Source organism: Heyndrickxia sp. NPDC080065, assembly GCF_050281185.1.
GTDB lineage: Bacteria > Bacillota > Bacilli > Bacillales > Bacillaceae_C > Heyndrickxia.
In genome coordinates this window covers 13,787-32,450 of sequence record NZ_JBNNWS010000027.1, presented here as the reverse complement: position 1 = coordinate 32,450, position 18,664 = coordinate 13,787, and the positions used below count along the sequence as shown (strand labels likewise).

Genomic DNA, 18,664 nt, shown 5'->3' with positions numbered 1-18,664 from the left:
GGTCCATCAATCAATGTCTAACCAGTATCTTGATCCTAACTTAAAAATCTTTAGTTTAAATTCAAACCATAAATTAGCAGAAGAGATTGCGAAAGTAGTTGGAGTAGAACTTGGTAAATGTTCTGTCACTCGTTTTAGTGATGGAGAAATACAAATTAATATTGAAGAAAGTATTCGTGGGTGTGATGTATATGTTGTTCAACCAACAAGTGCACCTGTGAATGAAAGCTTGATGGAACTTCTAATCATGATTGATGCACTTAAACGCGCATCGGCGAAAACTATTAATATCGTGATGCCTTATTATGGATATGCACGTCAGGATCGTAAAGCAAGAGCGAGAGAACCGATTACAGCTAAATTAGTTGCTAACCTAATTGAAACAGCAGGTGCAACAAGGGTTATTGCATTAGACTTACACGCACCACAAATTCAAGGATTTTTCGATATTCCAAATGATCATTTAATGGGTGTACCAATTTTAGCTGATTACTTTAAAAAGAAAAACTTTAAAGAAGATATCGTAATTGTTTCTCCAGATCATGGTGGTGTTACTCGTGCGCGTAAGATGGCTGACCGACTTAAAGCACCAATTGCTATCATTGATAAACGTCGTCCAAGACCAAATGTTGCTGAAGTTATGAATATTGTCGGAAATATTGAAGGAAAAATTGCTATATTAATTGATGACATTATTGATACTGCCGGTACAATTACACTAGCAGCAAATGCCTTAGTGGAAAATGGTGCGAAGGAAGTATATGCATGCTGTACCCACCCGGTATTATCAGGTCCGGCTATTGAACGTATTAATAATTCAAGAATTAAAGAACTTGTTGTTACTAACTCAATTGCATTATCTGAGGACAAGAGATCTGATAAAATTGTAGAACTTTCAATTGCTCCATTACTTGGAGAAGCAATTATTCGTGTACATGAGGAACTTTCTGTTAGTACACTATTTGATTAATATTATATTGAAGTTTGAGGCTGGTATTTGCCAGCCTCTTTTATTTTGAGATCGACCTTATATGTTTAGAGCATTCAATGTTTGGGGAATGATATTTAAGAAGCTCTTTACATAACTTAAGGAGGTTGATTGATCATTGGCAACTGCACTTGAAGCAAAGAAGCGTGAAAATAAGCAGCGCTCCGAATTGAAAAATTTGCGGGACCTGGGAAATATTCCTGCAGTAATTTATGGGTATAAGGCGGAAAACACGCCTATATATGTGAGTGAAGCAGACTTTTTAAAGGTCATTCGTGAAACAGGGAGAAATGGTGTAATTTCTCTTAATGTTGATGGGGATAAGCGAAATGTTATATTAAATGCATATCAAGAAGACAGCATTAAAAAAGACATCATTCATATCGATTTTTTAGCGGTGGATATGGAAGCTGAGATTGAGGCCAATGTTAGAGTAGAATTAGTAGGTGAATGCCAAGGAGTGAAAGATGGGGGCGTATTACAGCAGCCAGTTCATGAATTGTCTGTACTAGCAAAGCCAAATGAGCTGCCTGAGTCCATTCAAGTAGATGTTTCTAATCTACAGGTAGGAGATACAATTTCAGTTGCAGATATCAAAGGAACCTTTTCGTATCAAATTACTCAAGAGGATGAACTAACGATCGCGTCTGTATTAGCGCCACGACAAGAGGAGGAAATAAGCACTGGAGAAGAACAGGAACCAGGTATTCCTGATAATTTAGAAGGAAGAGAAACAACTGCTGAGAAGGAAAGTGAATAAATTTAATTAATTGACGTAACCACTCGGGTTACGTCTTTATAATGTTTATTTTTACTTGGCTTTTATTCATGCCATCATACATAATATAATATAAAGAAGTTTAAGTGTTCCATAAGTGTAAAAAGAATGAGACTGAATTATCACAGAGATGGTCAGTTTTATATGGTATAGTAAAATTGAGGTGTTATTATAAATGAAATTAATTGTTGGATTAGGAAACCCCGGTTCACAATATGATAGAACAAGACACAATATTGGATTTGAAGTGGTTGATGAATTAGCAAAACGTTTTCAAACTTCATTTAATCAAACAAAATTTAAAGGATTATATACAGTGGTCAACCATACTAGTGAGAAATTCATTTTGTTAAAACCACTCACATATATGAATTTATCTGGTGAAAGTATTCGTCCAATAATGGATTATTATGATATTTCTATAGATGATCTTGTTGTTATTTTTGATGATTTAGATTTACCGGTTGGAAAAGTTCGCCTTCGCCAAAAAGGTAGTGCGGGTGGCCATAATGGGATTAAGTCGACCATTGCACACCTAGGCACACAAAACTTTAACAGAATACGAATCGGAATTAATCGACCGGACAACGGGATGTCGGTTCCTGATTATGTTTTAGGAAAGTTTAAGAAGGATGAATGGGGAGAAATTCAAGCCACGATCCAAAAAAGTGCAGATGCTTGTGAGGAATGGCTTAAAAAACCTTTTCTTGAGGTAATGAATCATTATAATTAATGACTTAGTGAATAACTCCTTAAAAATGGGTTAATACTAATTGAAAAGTATTGATCTATAAGGAGGCCCCTATATGGCGATACATTATTTCTGCCGTCATTGTGGTATGAATATGGGGAGTATTGATCATCAATCGATACATTCGGAAAAAGTAGGCATTCATGCTTTAACAAATGAAGAGCGACAGGAAATGGTTTCCTATGAGTCAAATGGAAATATTCATATCCGTTCAATATGTGAGGATTGTCAAGAAGCTTTTGAAAAAAATCCAAACCTACATGAATATGATTATTTGATTCATTAACCGCTTTGGAGAAGAAGTCCAAAGCATTTTTCTGTTTAAAAAAAGATTCAAGGCGCTTACGCTTTTCTAAAATAGTAACAAAATAATAAAATTTTTAAAGGTATAAATTACGAAAAGTGTGTCTTTTTTGTCTAGCTCCAGCGCCTATTGACTAGCGGACTTCAGGACTTCTCCCTACGATAAGTCAACATCGATTCGCCTTTTAGGCTCATCGTGTTTCCTTTATCTCAGTTGAAGTCCCTCCAAGGAAAATTTTATTGCCAATTTTTCCATTCCGTACGTCGATAAGCAAGGCGCTTGCGCTTTTCTAATAGGGAGGGGCTTTTAGTTTGAAAGATTTACAGCAACTTATTTTACAGCAGGATGAAGTGGGTTCTGTGATTACAGGTATTGGAGCGGGATTAAAAGAGCAGCTTGTTGCCGGACTTTCTGGATCATCAAGAGCACTTTTTATTGCATCCATTTATCAACAAGTAGATAAACCAGTAATTATCGTAACCTATAACCTTCTTCAAGCTCAAAAGTTATATGATGATTTACAGCAATTTATTAATGAAAAAGTGCTTTATTTATATGCTACAAATGAACTGATAGCAGCTGAGATTGGAACTGCAAGCCCAGAGCTAAAGGGACAAAGAATAGAAGCCCTTAATTTCATAACTTCCAAATCAAAAGGGGTTGTGATTGTTCCACTGGCTGGGTTACGCAGAATTCTCCCTTCACCAAACATTTGGAAAAACTATCAGCTTTCATTTACGATAGGTCAAGATATTGACTTAGAAAATACTTTAATAACATTAAATACAATCGGATATAATCGAAATGAAATGGTAAGTGCTCCAGGGGAATTTAGCTTACGTGGGGGTATATTGGATATTTATCCATTATCAGAAAACAACCCTATACGTATTGAACTCTTCGATACAGAGATTGATTCTATTCGTACGTTTTCAATCGAGGATCAAAAATCCATTACGAAAATGGAAAAGGTAATAATTGGACCGGCAACTGAATCACCAATAGATTCAAAACAGTTATCATTGGTTGCTGACAAGCTTGAAAAAGGTTTATCGAATACTTTGAAGAAGATAAAAATGGATACATCCAAGGAGCTTTTAGTTCAGAATATTGGGTATGATATTGAAATTCTTCGTAATGGCCAAAAACCAGAGCAGTTTTTTAAGTATCTGTCGTTAGCCTATGAATCACCTGCTAGTTTACTAGACTATGTATCCGGTGATGGAATTTTAATCTTTGATGAATTTAGTCGAATTCAAGAAATAAACGATCGATTAGTGAATGAAGAGGCAGAATGGTTTACTGCCCTGTTAGAAGAAGGACAAATTATCCATGGGATTGAAATTTCACATAGTTTAACAAAGCTTTTAGCTCAAACCAATCTTTCTCGTATCTATATTTCTTTATTTTTACGCCATATACCTAATACTAGCCCGCAAAATATTCTTAATGTAGCATGTAGACCAATGCAAAACTTCCATGGACAAATGCATGTACTAAAGGCTGAAGTGGATCGCTGGAAAAAGGGCCGATATACGGTTGTTTTTCTTGGCAGCGATAAAAACCGAGTAAAGAAGCTGCATAGTGTATTAGAGGATTATGAAATTGAGGCTGCAATTGTTGAAGATAAGGGACGGGTTATTCCAAATATTCTTCAGGTGATGGAAGGAAGTTTAAATACTGGTTTTGAACTTTCCATGATGAAGTTAGCTGTGATTACAGAAGAAGAGCTTTTTAATAAAAGTGTGAAAAAAACAACAAGAAGACAAAAACTATCAAACGCTGAAAAAATTAAAAGCTATTCAGAACTTAAGGTCGGAGACTATGTTGTCCATGTAAATCACGGAATAGGAAAATATATAGGAATCGAAACACTGGTAATTAACGGAATTCATAAGGATTATCTTCATCTACGATATCAAGGCAGTGACAAATTATATGTTCCAGTCGAACAAATTGAATTGGTGCAAAAATATGTCGGTTCAGAAGGTAAAGAGCCTAAAGTCTATAAACTAGGCGGCAGTGAATGGAAGCGTGTGAAGAAAAAGGTTCAGTCATCTGTTCAAGATATAGCGGATGATTTAATTAAATTGTATGCAGAAAGGGAAGCTGCAAAAGGAAATGCTTTTTCTCCCGATGGTGATTTACAAAGAGAATTTGAATCATCTTTTCCATATCAGCCAACAGAAGATCAGATCCGGTCTGTTCAGGAAATTAAGCGCGATATGGAAAGAGAAAGGCCGATGGACCGGCTATTGTGTGGAGATGTTGGTTACGGAAAAACAGAGGTAGCTATTCGTGCCGCTTTTAAAGCGATTATGGATGAAAAACAAGTTGCCTTTCTTGTACCCACTACTATTCTTGCGCAGCAGCACTATGAGACGATTAAAGAGCGCTTTCAGGACTATCCGATAAATATTGGATTATTAAGTCGTTTTCGAACGAAAAAACAGCAAACTGAAACACTTAAAGGTTTAAAAAGTGGAACAGTGGATATTGTTGTAGGAACGCACCGTCTATTATCAAAAGATGTACAATATCATGATTTAGGATTATTAATTATCGACGAAGAACAGAGGTTTGGTGTTACACATAAAGAAAAAATTAAACGATTGAAAACAAATGTAGATGTTTTAACTTTAACTGCTACCCCAATTCCAAGGACCCTGCACATGTCGATGTTGGGTGTTCGAGATCTATCTGTTATTGAAACGCCACCTGAAAACCGTTTTCCTGTACAAACATATGTGATGGAATACAATGGGCATTTAGTTCGGGAAGCAATCGAGCGTGAGCTAGCAAGAAACGGACAGGTGTATTTCCTATATAATAGAGTAGAGGACATCGAAAGAAAGGCAGAAGAAATTTCATCCCTCGTACCAGATGCACGAGTAACGTATGCTCATGGTCAGATGTCTGAGGGGGAATTAGAGTCTGTTATATTAAGTTTTTTAGAAGGTGAATATGATGTTCTAGTCACTACTACGATTATTGAAACGGGTGTAGATATTCCAAATGTAAATACGCTCATTGTATTTGATGCTGATCGAATGGGCTTATCTCAGCTATACCAATTACGTGGTCGAGTAGGGCGATCCAACCGGGTTGCTTATGCATACTTTACTTATAGAAAAGATAAGGTCTTAACGGAAGTATCAGAAAAACGATTACAGGCTATTAAAGAATTTACAGAGCTAGGTTCAGGGTTCAAAATCGCTATGCGTGATTTATCAATCCGTGGGGCAGGAAATATTTTAGGTGCCCAGCAGCATGGATTTATTGATTCTGTTGGATTTGATCTGTATTCTCAAATGCTGAAAGAGGCTATCGAGGAAAGAAAAGGCCAAGGACAGACGTCTCTTCCTTCTTTTGAAGTAGAGTTGGAATTAGATGCTTATATTCCAGATACGTATATTGGTGATGGACATCAAAAAATAGAAATGTATAAACGGTTTAGAGGCATCACAACTCTCGAGGAAGTAGAAGAATTGAGAGAGGAAATGGTCGATCGCTTTAGTGATTACCCTATTCAAGTTGGACTTTTATTTACGGTTGCAAAGATTAAGGTTCTTGGATCAGATGCTTTGCTGGAATCAATGAAACAAGTGAAGCAACAGATTACAATACTAATTTCGGAACAAGGGACCCAAAATATAGATGGGCCAAAAGTTGTTAATGCATTAAATAAGTATGGTCGTTCAGTAGGATTTGGAATGGATGGAAATAAATTGAAAATCACTTTAACTACTAAAGGACTAGACCAAGAAAAGTGGCTGCACATAGCATATGAAATCATAAACGAATTGAAAGAAGCAGCAAAAACAGAGGAACATGCGAGGTAATGTTCCTCTGTTTTTTTATGTATAGAACTTCCAAGATGAAAGATACTAATGACAACAAAGGTAAAAGATTCATTAGTATCCATGGCAATTAAACATTGCTAAAGGTTTTTTTCGCTAATAATGTTTCTATTTCGGAAAAATTATAAAAGTCTAATGCAGCTTGGCTTCGGGGCATCTTTTCTTAGAAAAATGCTTCAGCATATATGTTTTGATGTTGTATTATAATAATTTCCGATTCAGAAGCAACAAGGAGGAAATGTACTTTTTTCCTCAAAAAGTTTAAGAAAAGAGCCTTAATAAAAAATCATCTGATGAAAGTGAGGCAACATAAGATGAAAGCAACTGGTATTGTTCGTCGAATTGATGATTTAGGAAGAGTGGTTATTCCAAAGGAAATCCGTAGAACTCTTCGCATTCGTGAAGGCGATCCGTTAGAAATTTTTGTTGATCGTGATGGAGAGGTCATTCTAAAAAAATACTCGCCTATTAGTGAATTAAGTGATTTTGCAAGAGAATACGCCGAGGCATTGTATGACAGTCTAGCCTGTCAAATATTAATTTGTGACAGGGATGCGGTCATTTCGGTTGCAGGAGGGTCGAAAAAGGATTATTTGAATAAGAACATCGGAGCACAAGTTGAAAAAGCTATGGAAGACCGAAATCCTCAGCTTGTTACACAAAAAGGACAAGTAGAACTAATTGAAGGGGTGGACGAGGATCTATCCTCTTATACGATATCTCCAATAGTTGCAAATGGTGATCCTATAGGAGCTGTCATCATTTTTTCAAAAGATCGTACTCTTGGAGAAGTAGAACAAAAAGCAGCAGAAACCGCTGCAGGATTTTTAGCAAGACAAATGGAACAATAAACCTGAAAAATCAAGACATATTAATTACGTAAAAGAAATAGTTGTAAGTTTAAGGAGCGGAGCGAAGGCTTCGTTTCTTTTTATTGGACTTTAAATCAACAGGCGCTATATATTAGGGTATGCTATAATACTAAAGATTTAAATAAAGGCTCTTTTCATAAAGATTGTTGCTTTTCGTAAATAGCTCAAATACTTAACTAAATTGGTTTCGTGCTCTTTTCTTCATCCCATACTTATTATAAAAACGCAAAAACAACCGTAAAAATCCTACTGCTGATTTTTACTTTGTTACAAATAGCAACAAAATATAAGAAAAGAGCCTAAATAAAAGATGAAAGGTCGAAAAACAGTGCCTTCAGATGATTCAAGATTATTACTTAAGGGTGCCTTTATTTTAACGATAGCTGCAACAATTACAAAGATATTGAGCGCAGTATACCGGGTGCCTTTTCAAAATATTGTAGGTGATATTGGATTTTACATATATCAGCAAGTTTATCCAATATACGGGATAGCCATTGCGTTAGCAACGTACGGGTTTCCTGTCATTATATCTAAAATGGTTGCTGATGCTGAGGCAAAAGAAGAGCTTGATAGTCATCATATTGTTCAAGCTTCATTCATTGTTTTAGGTATTTTGGGATTGTTCTTTTTTTCTATCGTCTTTTTCGGTTCTACCCTTATATCAACTTGGATGGGGGATCCTAATTTAGCTCCTCTTATAAAGGTAGTAGCATTTTCATTTTTACTTATGCCATTTATTTCAACGATACGAGGGTATTTTCAAGGAAAGGGTGAAATGCTTCCGACGGCCGTTTCTCAGGTACAGGAACAATTTATTAGGGTAACCCTTATTCTTTTAATATCCTTTATTTTAGTTAAGCAAGGCGCTTCCCTATATGAAGTTGGCAGCAATGCAATCCTCAGCTCTGTTATAGGAAGCTTGACTGCTTTATTAGTATTATTCATTTTTTATTTACGAAACAAACGAAAAAAGATAACCTCACTAAAATTTAAAGGCGTGTATAAAGTAGTGGCTAAGAAACTATTAATACAGGGTTTAGCTGTTTGTATAAGCGGGGCATTGTTAGTTTTATTTCAATTTGTTGATGCATTAAATATTTTTACCCTTTTAATTAAGTCAGGTGTTGAAATAGAACGGGCAATGGAGCTTAAAGGTGTCTTTGACCGCGGACAGCCATTGATTCAATTAGGAACTGTAGTTGCTACATCGTTTTCTTTAACACTTGTCCCTGTGTTAACTTCTAATAGGAGGAAGGATAGTCAATATGCTATTGCTGAAAAAGTTAATATTTCGATAAAATTTAGTATCATTGTAGGATTAGGGGCTACGGTTGGAATGATTTGTATAATGGAGCCAACGAATACGATGCTGTTTTCGAATAATGAAGGATCTGATGTACTAAAAGTATTTGCTATATCTGTCTTATTTAGTTCAATGATTTTAACTATGATAGGTATCCTCCAAGGTTTTGGATACTTACTGGCTCCTGCAAAATATATTATTATTGGAGTTTTTTGCAAATTTATCGGGAATTATGTATTGGTTCAAAAGCTCGGTACGATGGGAGCAAGCATTTCAACTATACTTGCTTTAATGGTGATTCTCGGTTTATGTATTTATAAGTTCAAGTGTATAGGGATAAAATTATTATCTGGTCTATTTTATATGAAAATATTTATATGTGCGTTCTTAATGGCCATTATATTACGAGCTTGGACAAGTTTTTTTGAATTATTCCACTTAACAACAAGAGCTTGGAGTATTGTCGATGCTTTAGGCGGGGTTTGTGTCGGGGGAGCTCTTTATTTATTTATGATTGGAACTTTTAACCTTCTAAACGAAAGAGAATTGAATAATATACCTTTTGGAAAATTTCTGCTTCGAATGAGATTTAAATAAACGGAGGAAAAAACATGAACGGAAGTATTACTATTGTTGGATTAGGAGCTGGCGATCTAGATCAGCTGCCATTAGGTGTTTATAAAACATTAAAGAATACAACAGATTTATATTTACGTACGAAAGAGCATCCTATTGTTCAAGAATTCGAGAAGGAGGAAATTACCTTTGCGAGTTTTGACGATGTATATGAAAAGAATGATCAATTTGAGGATATTTATAAGGAAATCACGAATCTTCTTTTAGATGCAGCAAAAGCAAAAGAGATTGTCTATGCGGTTCCAGGGCATCCTTTAGTTGCTGAAAGAACTGTACAATTATTGTTGGAGGAAGGTCCTAGGAAAAATATTGGTATCAAAATTGGTGGAGGTCAGAGCTTTATTGATGCCCTTTTTACTGCAGTTAAAGCGGATCCCATTGAAGGATTCCAGCTTTTAGATGGAACAGCTTTACAAAAAGACGATCTCCGTTTAAATCAGCATCTTATTATTGGTCAAGTTTATGATGCCCTTGTTGCATCAGATGTAAAACTAACACTTATGGAAAAGTACCCAGATGAATATGAAGTCATTATTGTAACCGCTGCAGGCAGCGCTGAAGAATCACTAAAAAAGGTTCCTTTATATGAATTAGATCGACAAGTTACATTAAACAATTTAACAAGTCTTTATGTACCTCCAATGAAAACATTATCACTAAAGGAATTTACGGCATTGAAGGGAATTATTGCTACATTACGTGGACCAAATGGATGCCCATGGGATAAAAAACAAACCCATCATTCCCTGAAGAAATATCTTATTGAAGAGTCCTATGAATTACTTGAGGCAATTGAAGAGGATGACATCGACCATATGATTGAAGAATTGGGCGATGTTCTATTGCAAGTGATGCTCCATTCTCAAATTGGTGAAGATGAAGGTATGTTTTCGATAGAAGATGTGATCGAGAGTCTATCAGATAAAATGATTCGAAGACATCCACATGTGTTTGGGGATACTATTGTTTCGAATACGGAGGATGTTTTGAAAAACTGGAATCAAATTAAAGCGGAGGAAAAGGGAGAAGAAAAGATTCACACATCCATAATGGACAAGGCGGGAAAAGGTCTTCCGGCGGTTATACGTGCATATAACATACAAAAATATGCCGCTAAACAAGGATTTGATTGGAATGAAGCAACTGAAGCATGGAAAAAAGTTCATGAAGAAATAAAGGAATTTGAAGTAGAAATGACGAATGGAAATAAAGAAAATCAGCTCTCTGAACTAGGTGACCTGCTTTTTGCGGTGATTAATTCAGCTCGGGCTTTATCCATTCATCCAGAGGAAGCGCTTGAAATGGCTAATCAAAAGTTTCTAAGACGTTTTTCTTATATTGAAGAAAAAGTGCAGGAGAGCGGTAAAACCTTTCAAGATTTTAATTTAGAAGAATTGGATCGATTTTGGGATTTAGCAAAAAAAGAAGGATTGTAATGAGGTGATATAAATGTCAACTATGCGCTTAGATAAATTTTTAAAGGTTTCACGGTTAATCAAAAGAAGAACCTTGGCTAAAGAAGTGGCAGATCAAGGGAGGATCACGATTAACGGTCAAACAGCAAAAGCAAGCTCAAATGTAAAAGTAGGAGATGAGTTAAATGTTCGATTTGGCCAAAAACTCGTCACGGTAAAAATTTTAAATCTCCAAGAATCTACTCGTAAAGAGGATGCAGCTAATATGTTTTCTATAATAAAAGAAGAACGCCTTGACGTGAATCAATAAACGATCTAACTCTCTGATATTACATCAGGGAGTTCTTTTTTTATATAGCTTGTCATACACATATACAAAGCTTGTTCAATATGGATGTCTTCTAATTGTTTGTTGCTATTACTTCAATTTTGGTTAGGTTTCGGGCAGCTTTTCATTAAGAGTTTTTACATTTAAAACATGTAAACAGTTATTTATGATGCTAATGCAACGGCATTTAAAAGAGACTTAATTATGAACTGGTAATGAAAGTGGGGGAGTATGTTGAATCAATATTATGATAGCTCGGCAAATAGTAAAACGTCCTCTCAAGAACATGATGTAATGATGAGAGGTCGAAAACTTTTAGACATTACAGGAGTGAAACAAGTAGAGAGTTTTGATAATGAGGAGTTTTTGCTGGAAACAGTCATGGGATTCTTAGCTATCCGCGGGCAAAATTTGCAAATGAAAAACCTCGATGTCGATAAAGGAATCGTATCAATAAAAGGGAAGGTTTTCGATCTAGTGTATTTAGATGATCATCATGGAGAGAAAGCTAAAGGATTCTTTAGCAAAATATTCCGATGAGTTTGGCGACCCAATTTTATACCATGCTTGCCATGATCTCCATGGGAAGCTTTTTTGGTGCCACCCTTGATACGTATAATCGATTTTTAAAACGAGGGGAAAGAAAACGCTGGATCGTTTTTGTTAATGATATTTTATTTTGGTTATTACAAGGTCTACTTATTTTTTATATTTTATTTTTAGTTAATTTTGGGGAAATTCGATTTTATATTTTTGTAGCCCTTGTTTGCGGATTTGCAGCCTATCAAGCACTTATGAAAACTACTTATCTAAAATTGTTAGAAACAATTATATATCTTACGGTAACCATTACTAAATTTTTAATCAATTTATTTAAAACTCTAATATACAACCCAATCAAATGGATCCTGCTTTTGCTGATCACTATTACTTTTGGTATAGGAAAAGGTCTATATGCCCTTGTAAAAACTATTCTTAAGGTGTTATTATTGTTGGTAAAGATTTTATTTAAACCAATTATTTGGGGAGGACGTATTTGCTGGCGAGTTTTCCCGAAATCAATTAAAAAATATATCGAAAAGTTTTCTAAAATTATTGAAGGTAATGTAAAAAAAGGAACGAATAAATGTATACAAGGTTTTAAATTTATTTTCAAAATCTTTAAGAATAAATAGAAAACAACTAGTTTATGAAAAGATGCTCATATATACTATATTTTTGTTATAATAAAAGCTACGAGACACGCGTTCAGTCGAATATCCATTCATAGAAAAAAGCTGTCCGCATGCCTCGCAGCAAGACTTTTTAATAATTATGATTGATGGAGCTTTGAAAAAAAGGAGGTTTAGAGATGGGTGAAAGGGCAAGGAAAAATATTGCGCCGATGGAAAATAATTATATAAAACAGCAGCAAGTAAAAGAAAGAGCCTTAGTAAGGAGAAGAAAACTGCTATTTCGTCGTTTAACTTTATTTGTTATACTTACGAGTACCATTTTTTATTTCCTGACATCTACACTCATTTCTAGAAACGATCTTCTTACGGAAAAAAAGAGGGAAAAAGCAAAGCTCGAGAAGTCATTGGCTAAATTAGATAAAAAGCGCACTCTGTTACAGGATGAAGTAGTGAAGTTAAATGATAAAGAATATATCGCAAAACTCGCAAGAAGTGAGTATTTCCTCTCCGATGATGGGGAAATCATTTTTAATATTCCTAAGCCTAAAGAGAAGAATGAAGAAGAAGATTTGTCTTATTGACACCCTTTTTTAACGTTGGCTATAATATAGAGTAAGGTTTATTTTTTATCTTTTTAAGGAGGAAAAAATTTTTTATGTCAATCGAAGTAGGCAGCAAGTTACAAGGAAAGGTAACAGGCATCACAAATTTTGGAGCGTTTGTCGAACTATCAGAAGGCTCAACAGGTCTTGTTCATATTAGTGAAGTAGCCGATAACTATGTTAAAGATATCAATGAACATTTAAAAGTCGGCGATGAAGTACAAGTAAAGGTTATTAATGTTGAGAAGGACGGTAAGATCGGACTTTCCATACGTAAAGCGAAAGAGCAAGCTCAAAGCCAACCACATCGACAACGCCAAAACAAACCAAACAATAATTACCGCCCAAGGGAAAACTTTGAGCAAAAAATGGCTCGCTTCTTAAAGGATAGCGAGGATCGATTGTCATCATTAAAGCGTAATACTGAATCAAAACGTGGTGGCCGTGGTGCTAGACGAGGCTAACTTGCTGTCTATTCCTATATATATATAGCAGGTTTAATGTAAAACAGGCAGGACTGTATATCAGTCCTGCCTGTTTTCTTTAATAAACGAATATTTTATCATCCAAAAATGACAAAAAAAGAAATTGGCGAATTCACCAATTTCTTTTTTAAAACTTTTAATTTATGACCCGTACGGGATTCGAACCCGTGTTACCGCCGTGAAAGGGCGGTGTCTTAACCGCTTGACCAACGGGCCACGTGGAGGTCTAGTTAATTAATTATGTAATCTGGATTCTTACATTTTGAAAGACTTCTTATAGCGGCGGAGGGGATCGAACCCCCGACCTTACGGGTATGAACCGTACGCTCTAGCCAGCTGAGCTACACCGCCAAATGAGTTGTGTCTTTTAAAGCACAATGTTTATATTACATAGGGAATTAAATTATGTCAATATATTTTTGTGGATTTTGTAGGATTATGCAAAAATCGATTACCTAATATAACATTTTTTGAGATCTTTTCTTAGTACATGGAATTTGAAAAAGATTAAAGTAGTTGATCCAAAAGATACATAATAGACTCTTCAATTCAATATATAGTGTTGTGATGACCAAGTTAATTCTGTATATTGAGATTTTAACAAAATGTAGACACATTAGATCACTCATTTAACAATGTTGCACACTATCAAAGTTGTTTGCGTGATTTTCAAATCTTGTTTAGTTTTTAAAGTTTTCGCTGAAAGTAGTCGAACTTTTCTATTAATTCACCCCTCTATTTTGACAAAGTTTTAAGCTCGTCCATTTTATAATGAAAAACAAGAAAATGAATGAGGGAGTGTTTAAAATATGGCGAAAGTGGAACACAGCTTTATTGAGCCGGGCCGAAATGTAACTTTAAAGGAAACAAAAATGGAATTTTCCGAAGGAATAAAGCGACTTCAACTGAAGCTAGGAGTAATATTTCTAAAAAAGGGTGTCGCGTTATTATTAATTGGATTTTTATTAGGCCGAGCGTTAATTTTATCTCACTTAACCCCTTTTTCATTGCCGTTTTTTGCTTCCGTTTACATGATGAGAAGGAAAAAGGCTCCCATTGTTTTAATTGGTTTAGCAGCTGGGGCACTGACAGTCTCGATGGGCAATGCAATCTATACTCTTATATCTGGCATTCTCTTTTTAATAGTATTTAAAATATTTGGCAGGATTCATAAAGATGAAATGAAAGTGATCCCCTTTTATGTACTATCCATTTCTTTCGTGTCTAAATGCGGTTTCTTTTACATACAGCACCTGCAAAATATTTCTATGTATGATGGTATGATGGCTGCTGTGGAAGCTAGTCTAACTTTTATACTTACTCTCATTTTTATGCAGAGTATTCCATTTTTATCACTCAGAAAAAGAAAAAAAACACTTAAGACTGAAGAAGTAGTTAGTCTAATCATATTGTTAGCCTCTGTTTTAACCGGTACGATTGGCTGGTCCATGTATGATTTGTCCATTGAGCACATTTTATCACGTTATTTAGTTCTTCTTTTCGCCTATGTTGCAGGAGCAACAGTTGGTTCTACAGTAGGTGTAGTAACTGGGCTGATATTTAGTTTGGCAAATGTTTCGAGCTTTTACCAAATGAGTTTGCTTGCTTTTTCAGGTTTACTAGGTGGTCTTCTAAAAGAAGGGAAAAAAATTGGTTCAGCCATGGGTCTACTTATTGCTACTTTACTTATTGGTATGTATGGAGAAAGTAAAATTCCATTAGTCGTCAATTTATATGAATCAGCTGTGGCTATCTTTCTTTTATTTTTAACTCCTCAAAGCTTAACCTCTAAGATTGCTAAACACATACCCGGAACAAATGAACATGCCCATGAACAGCAACAATACATTCGGAAGATTCGAGATATTACAGTGCATCGAGTTGAGCAATTCTCATCCGTATTCCAAGCTCTCTCAAAAAGCTTTTCCCAATATGACCAGTGGAGAGAGCATGATCAAGAAGAAAGGGAATTAGATTATTTCTTAAGTAATGTAACGGAAAAGACATGCCAAAGCTGCTTTAAAAAAGAACATTGCTGGGCTAAAAATTTTAATAAGACATATGACTTAATGAAAAAGGTCATCCATGAAACGGAAAAAGGAGAGGGAGCTATTCCACAAAGAGTTCATCGGGAATTTGATAAACATTGCGCAAAATCAAGAAAGGTAGAAGATGCTATTCTTCAGGAGCTTACATTTTTTCAGGCAAACCAAAAATTAAAACTACAAGTGAAGGAGAGCAGGAAGCTTGTAGCAGAACAATTACGCGGAGTTTCAGAAGTAATGGGGGATTTTGCAAAAGAAATACAACGTGAACGAGAAAATCATCATAAGCAAGAAGAAATGATATTAGACGCGCTTCAGGATTTTGGCTTAGATATTGAGCAAGTCGAGATATATAGTTTAAATGTTGGAAATGTAGATATAGATATGACGGTCCCTTATTGTAACGGCCATGGGGAAAGTGAAAAGATTATTGCGCCATTGCTTTCTGATATTTTGGGAGAAACCATTATCGTTCAAAAAGAAGAATGTACCCCATATTCTAATGGATTCTGTTATGTAACTTTCCGATCTGCGCAAAGCTTTGTCGTCGAAACGGGTGTTGCACATGCAGCAAAAGGAGGAGGTTTTGTTTCTGGGGATAGTTATTCAACCATTGATTTAGGAACACGGAAATATGCTGTTGCTATTAGTGATGGAATGGGTAATGGGGAACGCGCTCATCATGAAAGTAATGAAACACTTCGCCTTCTACAAACCATTCTGCAGTCAGGAATTGAAGAGAAGGTGGCTATTAAATCCGTTAATTCGATATTGTCATTAAGAACAACCGACGAAATCTTTTCAACACTGGATTTAGCGATGATTGATCTTCAGGATGCAAGTGTAAGATTTTTAAAAATTGGATCTACACCTAGTTATATAAAACGTGGAAATAAGGTAATGAAAATTGAGTCTAGTAATTTACCTATGGGGATTATACACGAGTTTGATGTAGATGTTGTTTCAGAGCAGCTGAAGGCTGGAGATCTTTTAATCATGATGAGCGATGGAATTTTTGAAGGGCCGAAGCATGTAGAAAATTACGATTTATGGATGAGAAGGAAAATACGTGAGATCGAAACAAAAGATCCTCAAGAAATTGCTGACTTAATCATGGAGGAAGTTATTCGAACTCGGTCTGGTATGATTGAGGACGATATGACGATTGTAGTGGCTAAAGTAGAGCATAACACTCCTAAATGGGCAGCTATTCCTATAGGAAAAAGAAAAGCAAAGATTTCTTAAAGATTAGTATAAAATCCCTCCTTATCGTCGAAGATGGTTGGTAGAAATGATTCATTAATGATAATGATCAAGAATGAGTAGGAGGGGAAACCTATGAAAACTGGTACGTTGAAACAGATTTTGTTAATTACTGACGGATGTTCGAATCAAGGTGAAGATCCAGTGGCAATGGCAGCATTGGCAAATGAGCAAGGAATTACTGTCAACGTGATAGGGGTAATGGAAAATGATGTGATTGATGAAAAAGGAATGAACGAAATAGAAGGCATTGCTATGTCTGGAGGCGGTGTCAGTCAAATTGTTTACTCGCAAACGTTATCACAGACTGTTCAGATGGTAACAAGAAAGGCGATGACACAAACTCTTCAAGGAGTGGTGAACAAAGAACTGCAACAAATTTTAGGGAAATCAGTTTTAATGGATGAGCTTCCACCTGAGCAAAGAGGAGAAGTGATGGAGGTTGTAGATGAATTAGGTGAAACAGTAGATCTAAATTTGTTGGTTCTTGTCGATACTAGTGCTAGTATGAAGCATAAGCTGCAAACCGTTAAAGAAGCCTTGTTGGATCTGTCTTTAAGCTTAAATGCAAGAATGGGAAATAATCAATTCTCTGTCTTTGTATTTCCCGGGAAAAGGAAAGATGTCGAAAAATTGCTGGATTGGACGCCTAAACTCGAATCCTTAACAAGCATTTTTTCAAAGCTTAGTGTTGGCGGTATAACACCAACAGGGCCAGCCATTAAAGAAGCTTTAGCTTATTTTAATAAAAAACGATCTTTAAGGGGATTGCTTTCTAATGATGATGAACAATACTTTGAAGAGTCTGTATAATTTTCCTGTTGGAACATCTGTCACCGGGAAATGGCATCATCATCGTTATACACTAGTAAAGGAACTTGGATCAGGTGCTAATGGCGTTGTTTATTTGGCCAAAAGCCATAGTGATTATGTGGCTTTAAAAATGAGTGATAACACGATGTCAGTTACATCAGAGGTTAATGTTTTAAAAGCATTTGCAAAGGTCCAAGGGTCTACCCTCGGACCTTCTTTATTAGATATCGATGATTGGGAAACGCAACAAACAAAGATCCCTTTTTATGTCATGGAATATATTCAAGGTCCAAATTTATTAGATTTTATTCAAAGGAAAGGGCATTCCTGGACCGGTGTTTTAATGTTGCAACTTTTGAATGACCTTCATCGTCTTCATCAGGAAGGATGGGTATTTGGGGACTTAAAGCCGGAAAACCTTATTATTACTCATTCACCGACAAAAATAAGATGTGTAGATGTAGGTGGAACTACACTAAAAGGACGAGCAATAAAGGAGTTCACGGAATTTTTTGATCGTGGTTACTGGGGGGCGGGAACGAGGAAAGCAGAACCTTCATACGATCTGTTTGCAGTGTCTATGGTCATCATAAACTTATTTTTCCCAGCAAGATTTACAAAAAAAGGTGAAGGTATCGAATATTTGAAAAAGGTCATTTTAGCAAAGTCTGAAATGAATGTTTATCAAAATGTTCTTTTGAAGGGGATTAATGGGGAATACAAATCAGCATTAGAAATGAGAAATGATATGTTAAAGGTTTTATCAAATGATTCGGTTGGGATAAGTAGCTCTAGAAATCCCGGGCATATTAAAAATTCTACCCAACCTATGACACCAATTAAGCAAACAAGACAAAAAAAACGAAAGCAGAAAAAAGCTTCCCGAGTAATTGAGACTGCATGCATTATTATGATTGTATCATTTCTTTACATTTTATATATCTATAACCAATTGTTATAATGGAGTTATCCTTAAATTTATTGTGGACATATAATTCTAAACAAATCTTTCACAAATATATCGTTTATTCCTAACCTAAGCT

General features: G+C 35.6%; 16 protein-coding genes and 2 tRNA genes. 16 read left to right on the top strand and 2 right to left on the bottom strand.

The window, feature by feature from the left end; translation table 11 throughout:
• The first annotated feature begins 13 nt into the window (after positions 1-13).
• The 13 genes from ACQKP0_RS23295 to ACQKP0_RS23235 all read left to right on the top strand — a co-directional run bounded on the left by ACQKP0_RS23295 (position 14) and on the right by ACQKP0_RS23235 (position 13,479).
• The gene (locus ACQKP0_RS23295) at positions 14-970 is read left to right on the top strand and encodes a ribose-phosphate diphosphokinase (protein ID WP_427408207.1); all 957 of its coding nucleotides are present in this window, start codon (positions 14-16) and stop codon (positions 968-970) included.
• A gap of 136 nt (positions 971-1,106) precedes the next feature.
• On the top strand, positions 1,107-1,748 hold the full coding sequence (locus ACQKP0_RS23290) for a 50S ribosomal protein L25/general stress protein Ctc (RefSeq protein ID WP_427408206.1): 642 nt from the start codon (positions 1,107-1,109) through the stop codon (positions 1,746-1,748).
• A gap of 193 nt (positions 1,749-1,941) precedes the next feature.
• Positions 1,942-2,499 carry an aminoacyl-tRNA hydrolase gene (gene pth, locus ACQKP0_RS23285; protein WP_427408205.1) on the top strand — a complete coding sequence of 186 codons (558 nt, stop codon included), beginning with the start codon at positions 1,942-1,944 and terminating at the stop codon, positions 2,497-2,499.
• Positions 2,500-2,572: 73 nt separating this feature from the next.
• Positions 2,573-2,803 (top strand): anti-sigma-F factor Fin family protein, encoded by a 231-nt coding sequence (locus tag ACQKP0_RS23280; RefSeq protein WP_427408204.1) that lies wholly within the window; start codon positions 2,573-2,575, stop codon positions 2,801-2,803.
• Between the two features lie 329 nt (positions 2,804-3,132).
• The gene (mfd, locus tag ACQKP0_RS23275) at positions 3,133-6,663 is read left to right on the top strand and encodes a transcription-repair coupling factor (protein ID WP_427408203.1); all 3,531 of its coding nucleotides are present in this window, start codon (positions 3,133-3,135) and stop codon (positions 6,661-6,663) included.
• A 332-nt stretch (positions 6,664-6,995) separates the two neighbouring features.
• A complete protein-coding gene (spoVT, locus tag ACQKP0_RS23270; RefSeq protein WP_427408202.1) occupies positions 6,996-7,532 on the top strand; it encodes a stage V sporulation protein T in 537 nt (178 codons plus the stop codon).
• 331 nt (positions 7,533-7,863) lie between these two features.
• Positions 7,864-9,456: a putative polysaccharide biosynthesis protein gene (locus tag ACQKP0_RS23265; protein ID WP_427408201.1), complete on the top strand. Its 1,593-nt coding sequence runs from the start codon at positions 7,864-7,866 to the stop codon at positions 9,454-9,456.
• 14 nt (positions 9,457-9,470) lie between these two features.
• The gene (gene mazG, locus ACQKP0_RS23260; protein WP_427408200.1) at positions 9,471-10,931 is read left to right on the top strand and encodes a nucleoside triphosphate pyrophosphohydrolase; all 1,461 of its coding nucleotides are present in this window, start codon (positions 9,471-9,473) and stop codon (positions 10,929-10,931) included.
• Positions 10,932-10,953: 22 nt separating this feature from the next.
• The gene (locus tag ACQKP0_RS23255) at positions 10,954-11,220 is read left to right on the top strand and encodes an RNA-binding S4 domain-containing protein (protein ID WP_427408232.1); all 267 of its coding nucleotides are present in this window, start codon (positions 10,954-10,956) and stop codon (positions 11,218-11,220) included.
• 252 nt (positions 11,221-11,472) lie between these two features.
• Entirely contained in the window at positions 11,473-11,778 is a 306-nt protein-coding gene (gene yabP / locus ACQKP0_RS23250) for a sporulation protein YabP (protein ID WP_427408199.1), read from the top strand.
• Positions 11,775-12,413: a spore cortex biosynthesis protein YabQ gene (yabQ, locus tag ACQKP0_RS23245; RefSeq protein ID WP_427408198.1), complete on the top strand. Its 639-nt coding sequence runs from the start codon at positions 11,775-11,777 to the stop codon at positions 12,411-12,413. Before yabP ends, yabQ begins: the two co-directional genes overlap by 4 nt.
• Positions 12,414-12,589: 176 nt before the next feature.
• On the top strand, positions 12,590-12,994 hold the full coding sequence (locus ACQKP0_RS23240; protein ID WP_427408197.1) for an FtsB family cell division protein: 405 nt from the start codon (positions 12,590-12,592) through the stop codon (positions 12,992-12,994).
• A gap of 74 nt (positions 12,995-13,068) precedes the next feature.
• Positions 13,069-13,479 carry a S1 domain-containing RNA-binding protein gene (locus ACQKP0_RS23235; RefSeq protein WP_427408196.1) on the top strand — a complete coding sequence of 137 codons (411 nt, stop codon included), beginning with the start codon at positions 13,069-13,071 and terminating at the stop codon, positions 13,477-13,479.
• A gap of 165 nt (positions 13,480-13,644) precedes the next feature.
• On the opposite strand, the gene ACQKP0_RS23230 is transcribed toward ACQKP0_RS23235, so the two are convergent.
• Positions 13,645-13,716, bottom strand: a tRNA-Glu gene (locus ACQKP0_RS23230).
• Positions 13,717-13,777: 61 nt separating this feature from the next.
• A tRNA-Met gene (locus ACQKP0_RS23225) sits at positions 13,778-13,851 on the bottom strand.
• 458 nt (positions 13,852-14,309) lie between these two features.
• Here ACQKP0_RS23225 and spoIIE point away from each other — a divergent pair.
• From spoIIE to ACQKP0_RS23210, 3 genes are all read left to right on the top strand, one after another.
• The gene (gene spoIIE, locus ACQKP0_RS23220; RefSeq protein ID WP_427408195.1) at positions 14,310-16,790 is read left to right on the top strand and encodes a stage II sporulation protein E; all 2,481 of its coding nucleotides are present in this window, start codon (positions 14,310-14,312) and stop codon (positions 16,788-16,790) included.
• A gap of 93 nt (positions 16,791-16,883) precedes the next feature.
• Positions 16,884-17,621, top strand: coding sequence for a VWA domain-containing protein (locus ACQKP0_RS23215; protein ID WP_427408194.1), 738 nt, complete (start codon positions 16,884-16,886; stop codon positions 17,619-17,621).
• A complete protein-coding gene (locus tag ACQKP0_RS23210; RefSeq protein ID WP_427408231.1) occupies positions 17,590-18,582 on the top strand; it encodes a protein kinase domain-containing protein in 993 nt (330 codons plus the stop codon). The genes ACQKP0_RS23215 and ACQKP0_RS23210 overlap by 32 nt, the downstream gene beginning before the upstream one ends.
• Positions 18,583-18,664: the final 82 nt, after the last annotated feature.

Excerpts from the sequence above, each read along its gene's own strand:
- ACQKP0_RS23295 (WP_427408207.1), top strand. The coding sequence starts at position 14 with ATGTCTAACCAGTATCTTGATCCTAACTTAAAAATCTTTAGTTTAAAT.
- pth (WP_427408205.1), top strand. The coding sequence starts at position 1,942 with ATGAAATTAATTGTTGGATTAGGAAACCCCGGTTCACAATATGATAGA.
- ACQKP0_RS23280 (WP_427408204.1), top strand. The coding sequence starts at position 2,573 with ATGGCGATACATTATTTCTGCCGTCATTGTGGTATGAATATGGGGAGT.
- spoVT (WP_427408202.1), top strand. The coding sequence starts at position 6,996 with ATGAAAGCAACTGGTATTGTTCGTCGAATTGATGATTTAGGAAGAGTG.
- ACQKP0_RS23265 (WP_427408201.1), top strand. The coding sequence starts at position 7,864 with ATGAAAGGTCGAAAAACAGTGCCTTCAGATGATTCAAGATTATTACTT.
- mazG (WP_427408200.1), top strand. The coding sequence starts at position 9,471 with ATGAACGGAAGTATTACTATTGTTGGATTAGGAGCTGGCGATCTAGAT.
- ACQKP0_RS23255 (WP_427408232.1), top strand. The coding sequence starts at position 10,954 with ATGCGCTTAGATAAATTTTTAAAGGTTTCACGGTTAATCAAAAGAAGA.
- yabQ (WP_427408198.1), top strand. The coding sequence starts at position 11,775 with ATGAGTTTGGCGACCCAATTTTATACCATGCTTGCCATGATCTCCATG.
- ACQKP0_RS23240 (WP_427408197.1), top strand. The coding sequence starts at position 12,590 with ATGGGTGAAAGGGCAAGGAAAAATATTGCGCCGATGGAAAATAATTAT.
- ACQKP0_RS23235 (WP_427408196.1), top strand. The coding sequence starts at position 13,069 with ATGTCAATCGAAGTAGGCAGCAAGTTACAAGGAAAGGTAACAGGCATC.
- spoIIE (WP_427408195.1), top strand. The coding sequence starts at position 14,310 with ATGGCGAAAGTGGAACACAGCTTTATTGAGCCGGGCCGAAATGTAACT.
- ACQKP0_RS23215 (WP_427408194.1), top strand. The coding sequence starts at position 16,884 with ATGAAAACTGGTACGTTGAAACAGATTTTGTTAATTACTGACGGATGT.
- ACQKP0_RS23210 (WP_427408231.1), top strand. The coding sequence starts at position 17,590 with ATGATGAACAATACTTTGAAGAGTCTGTATAATTTTCCTGTTGGAACA.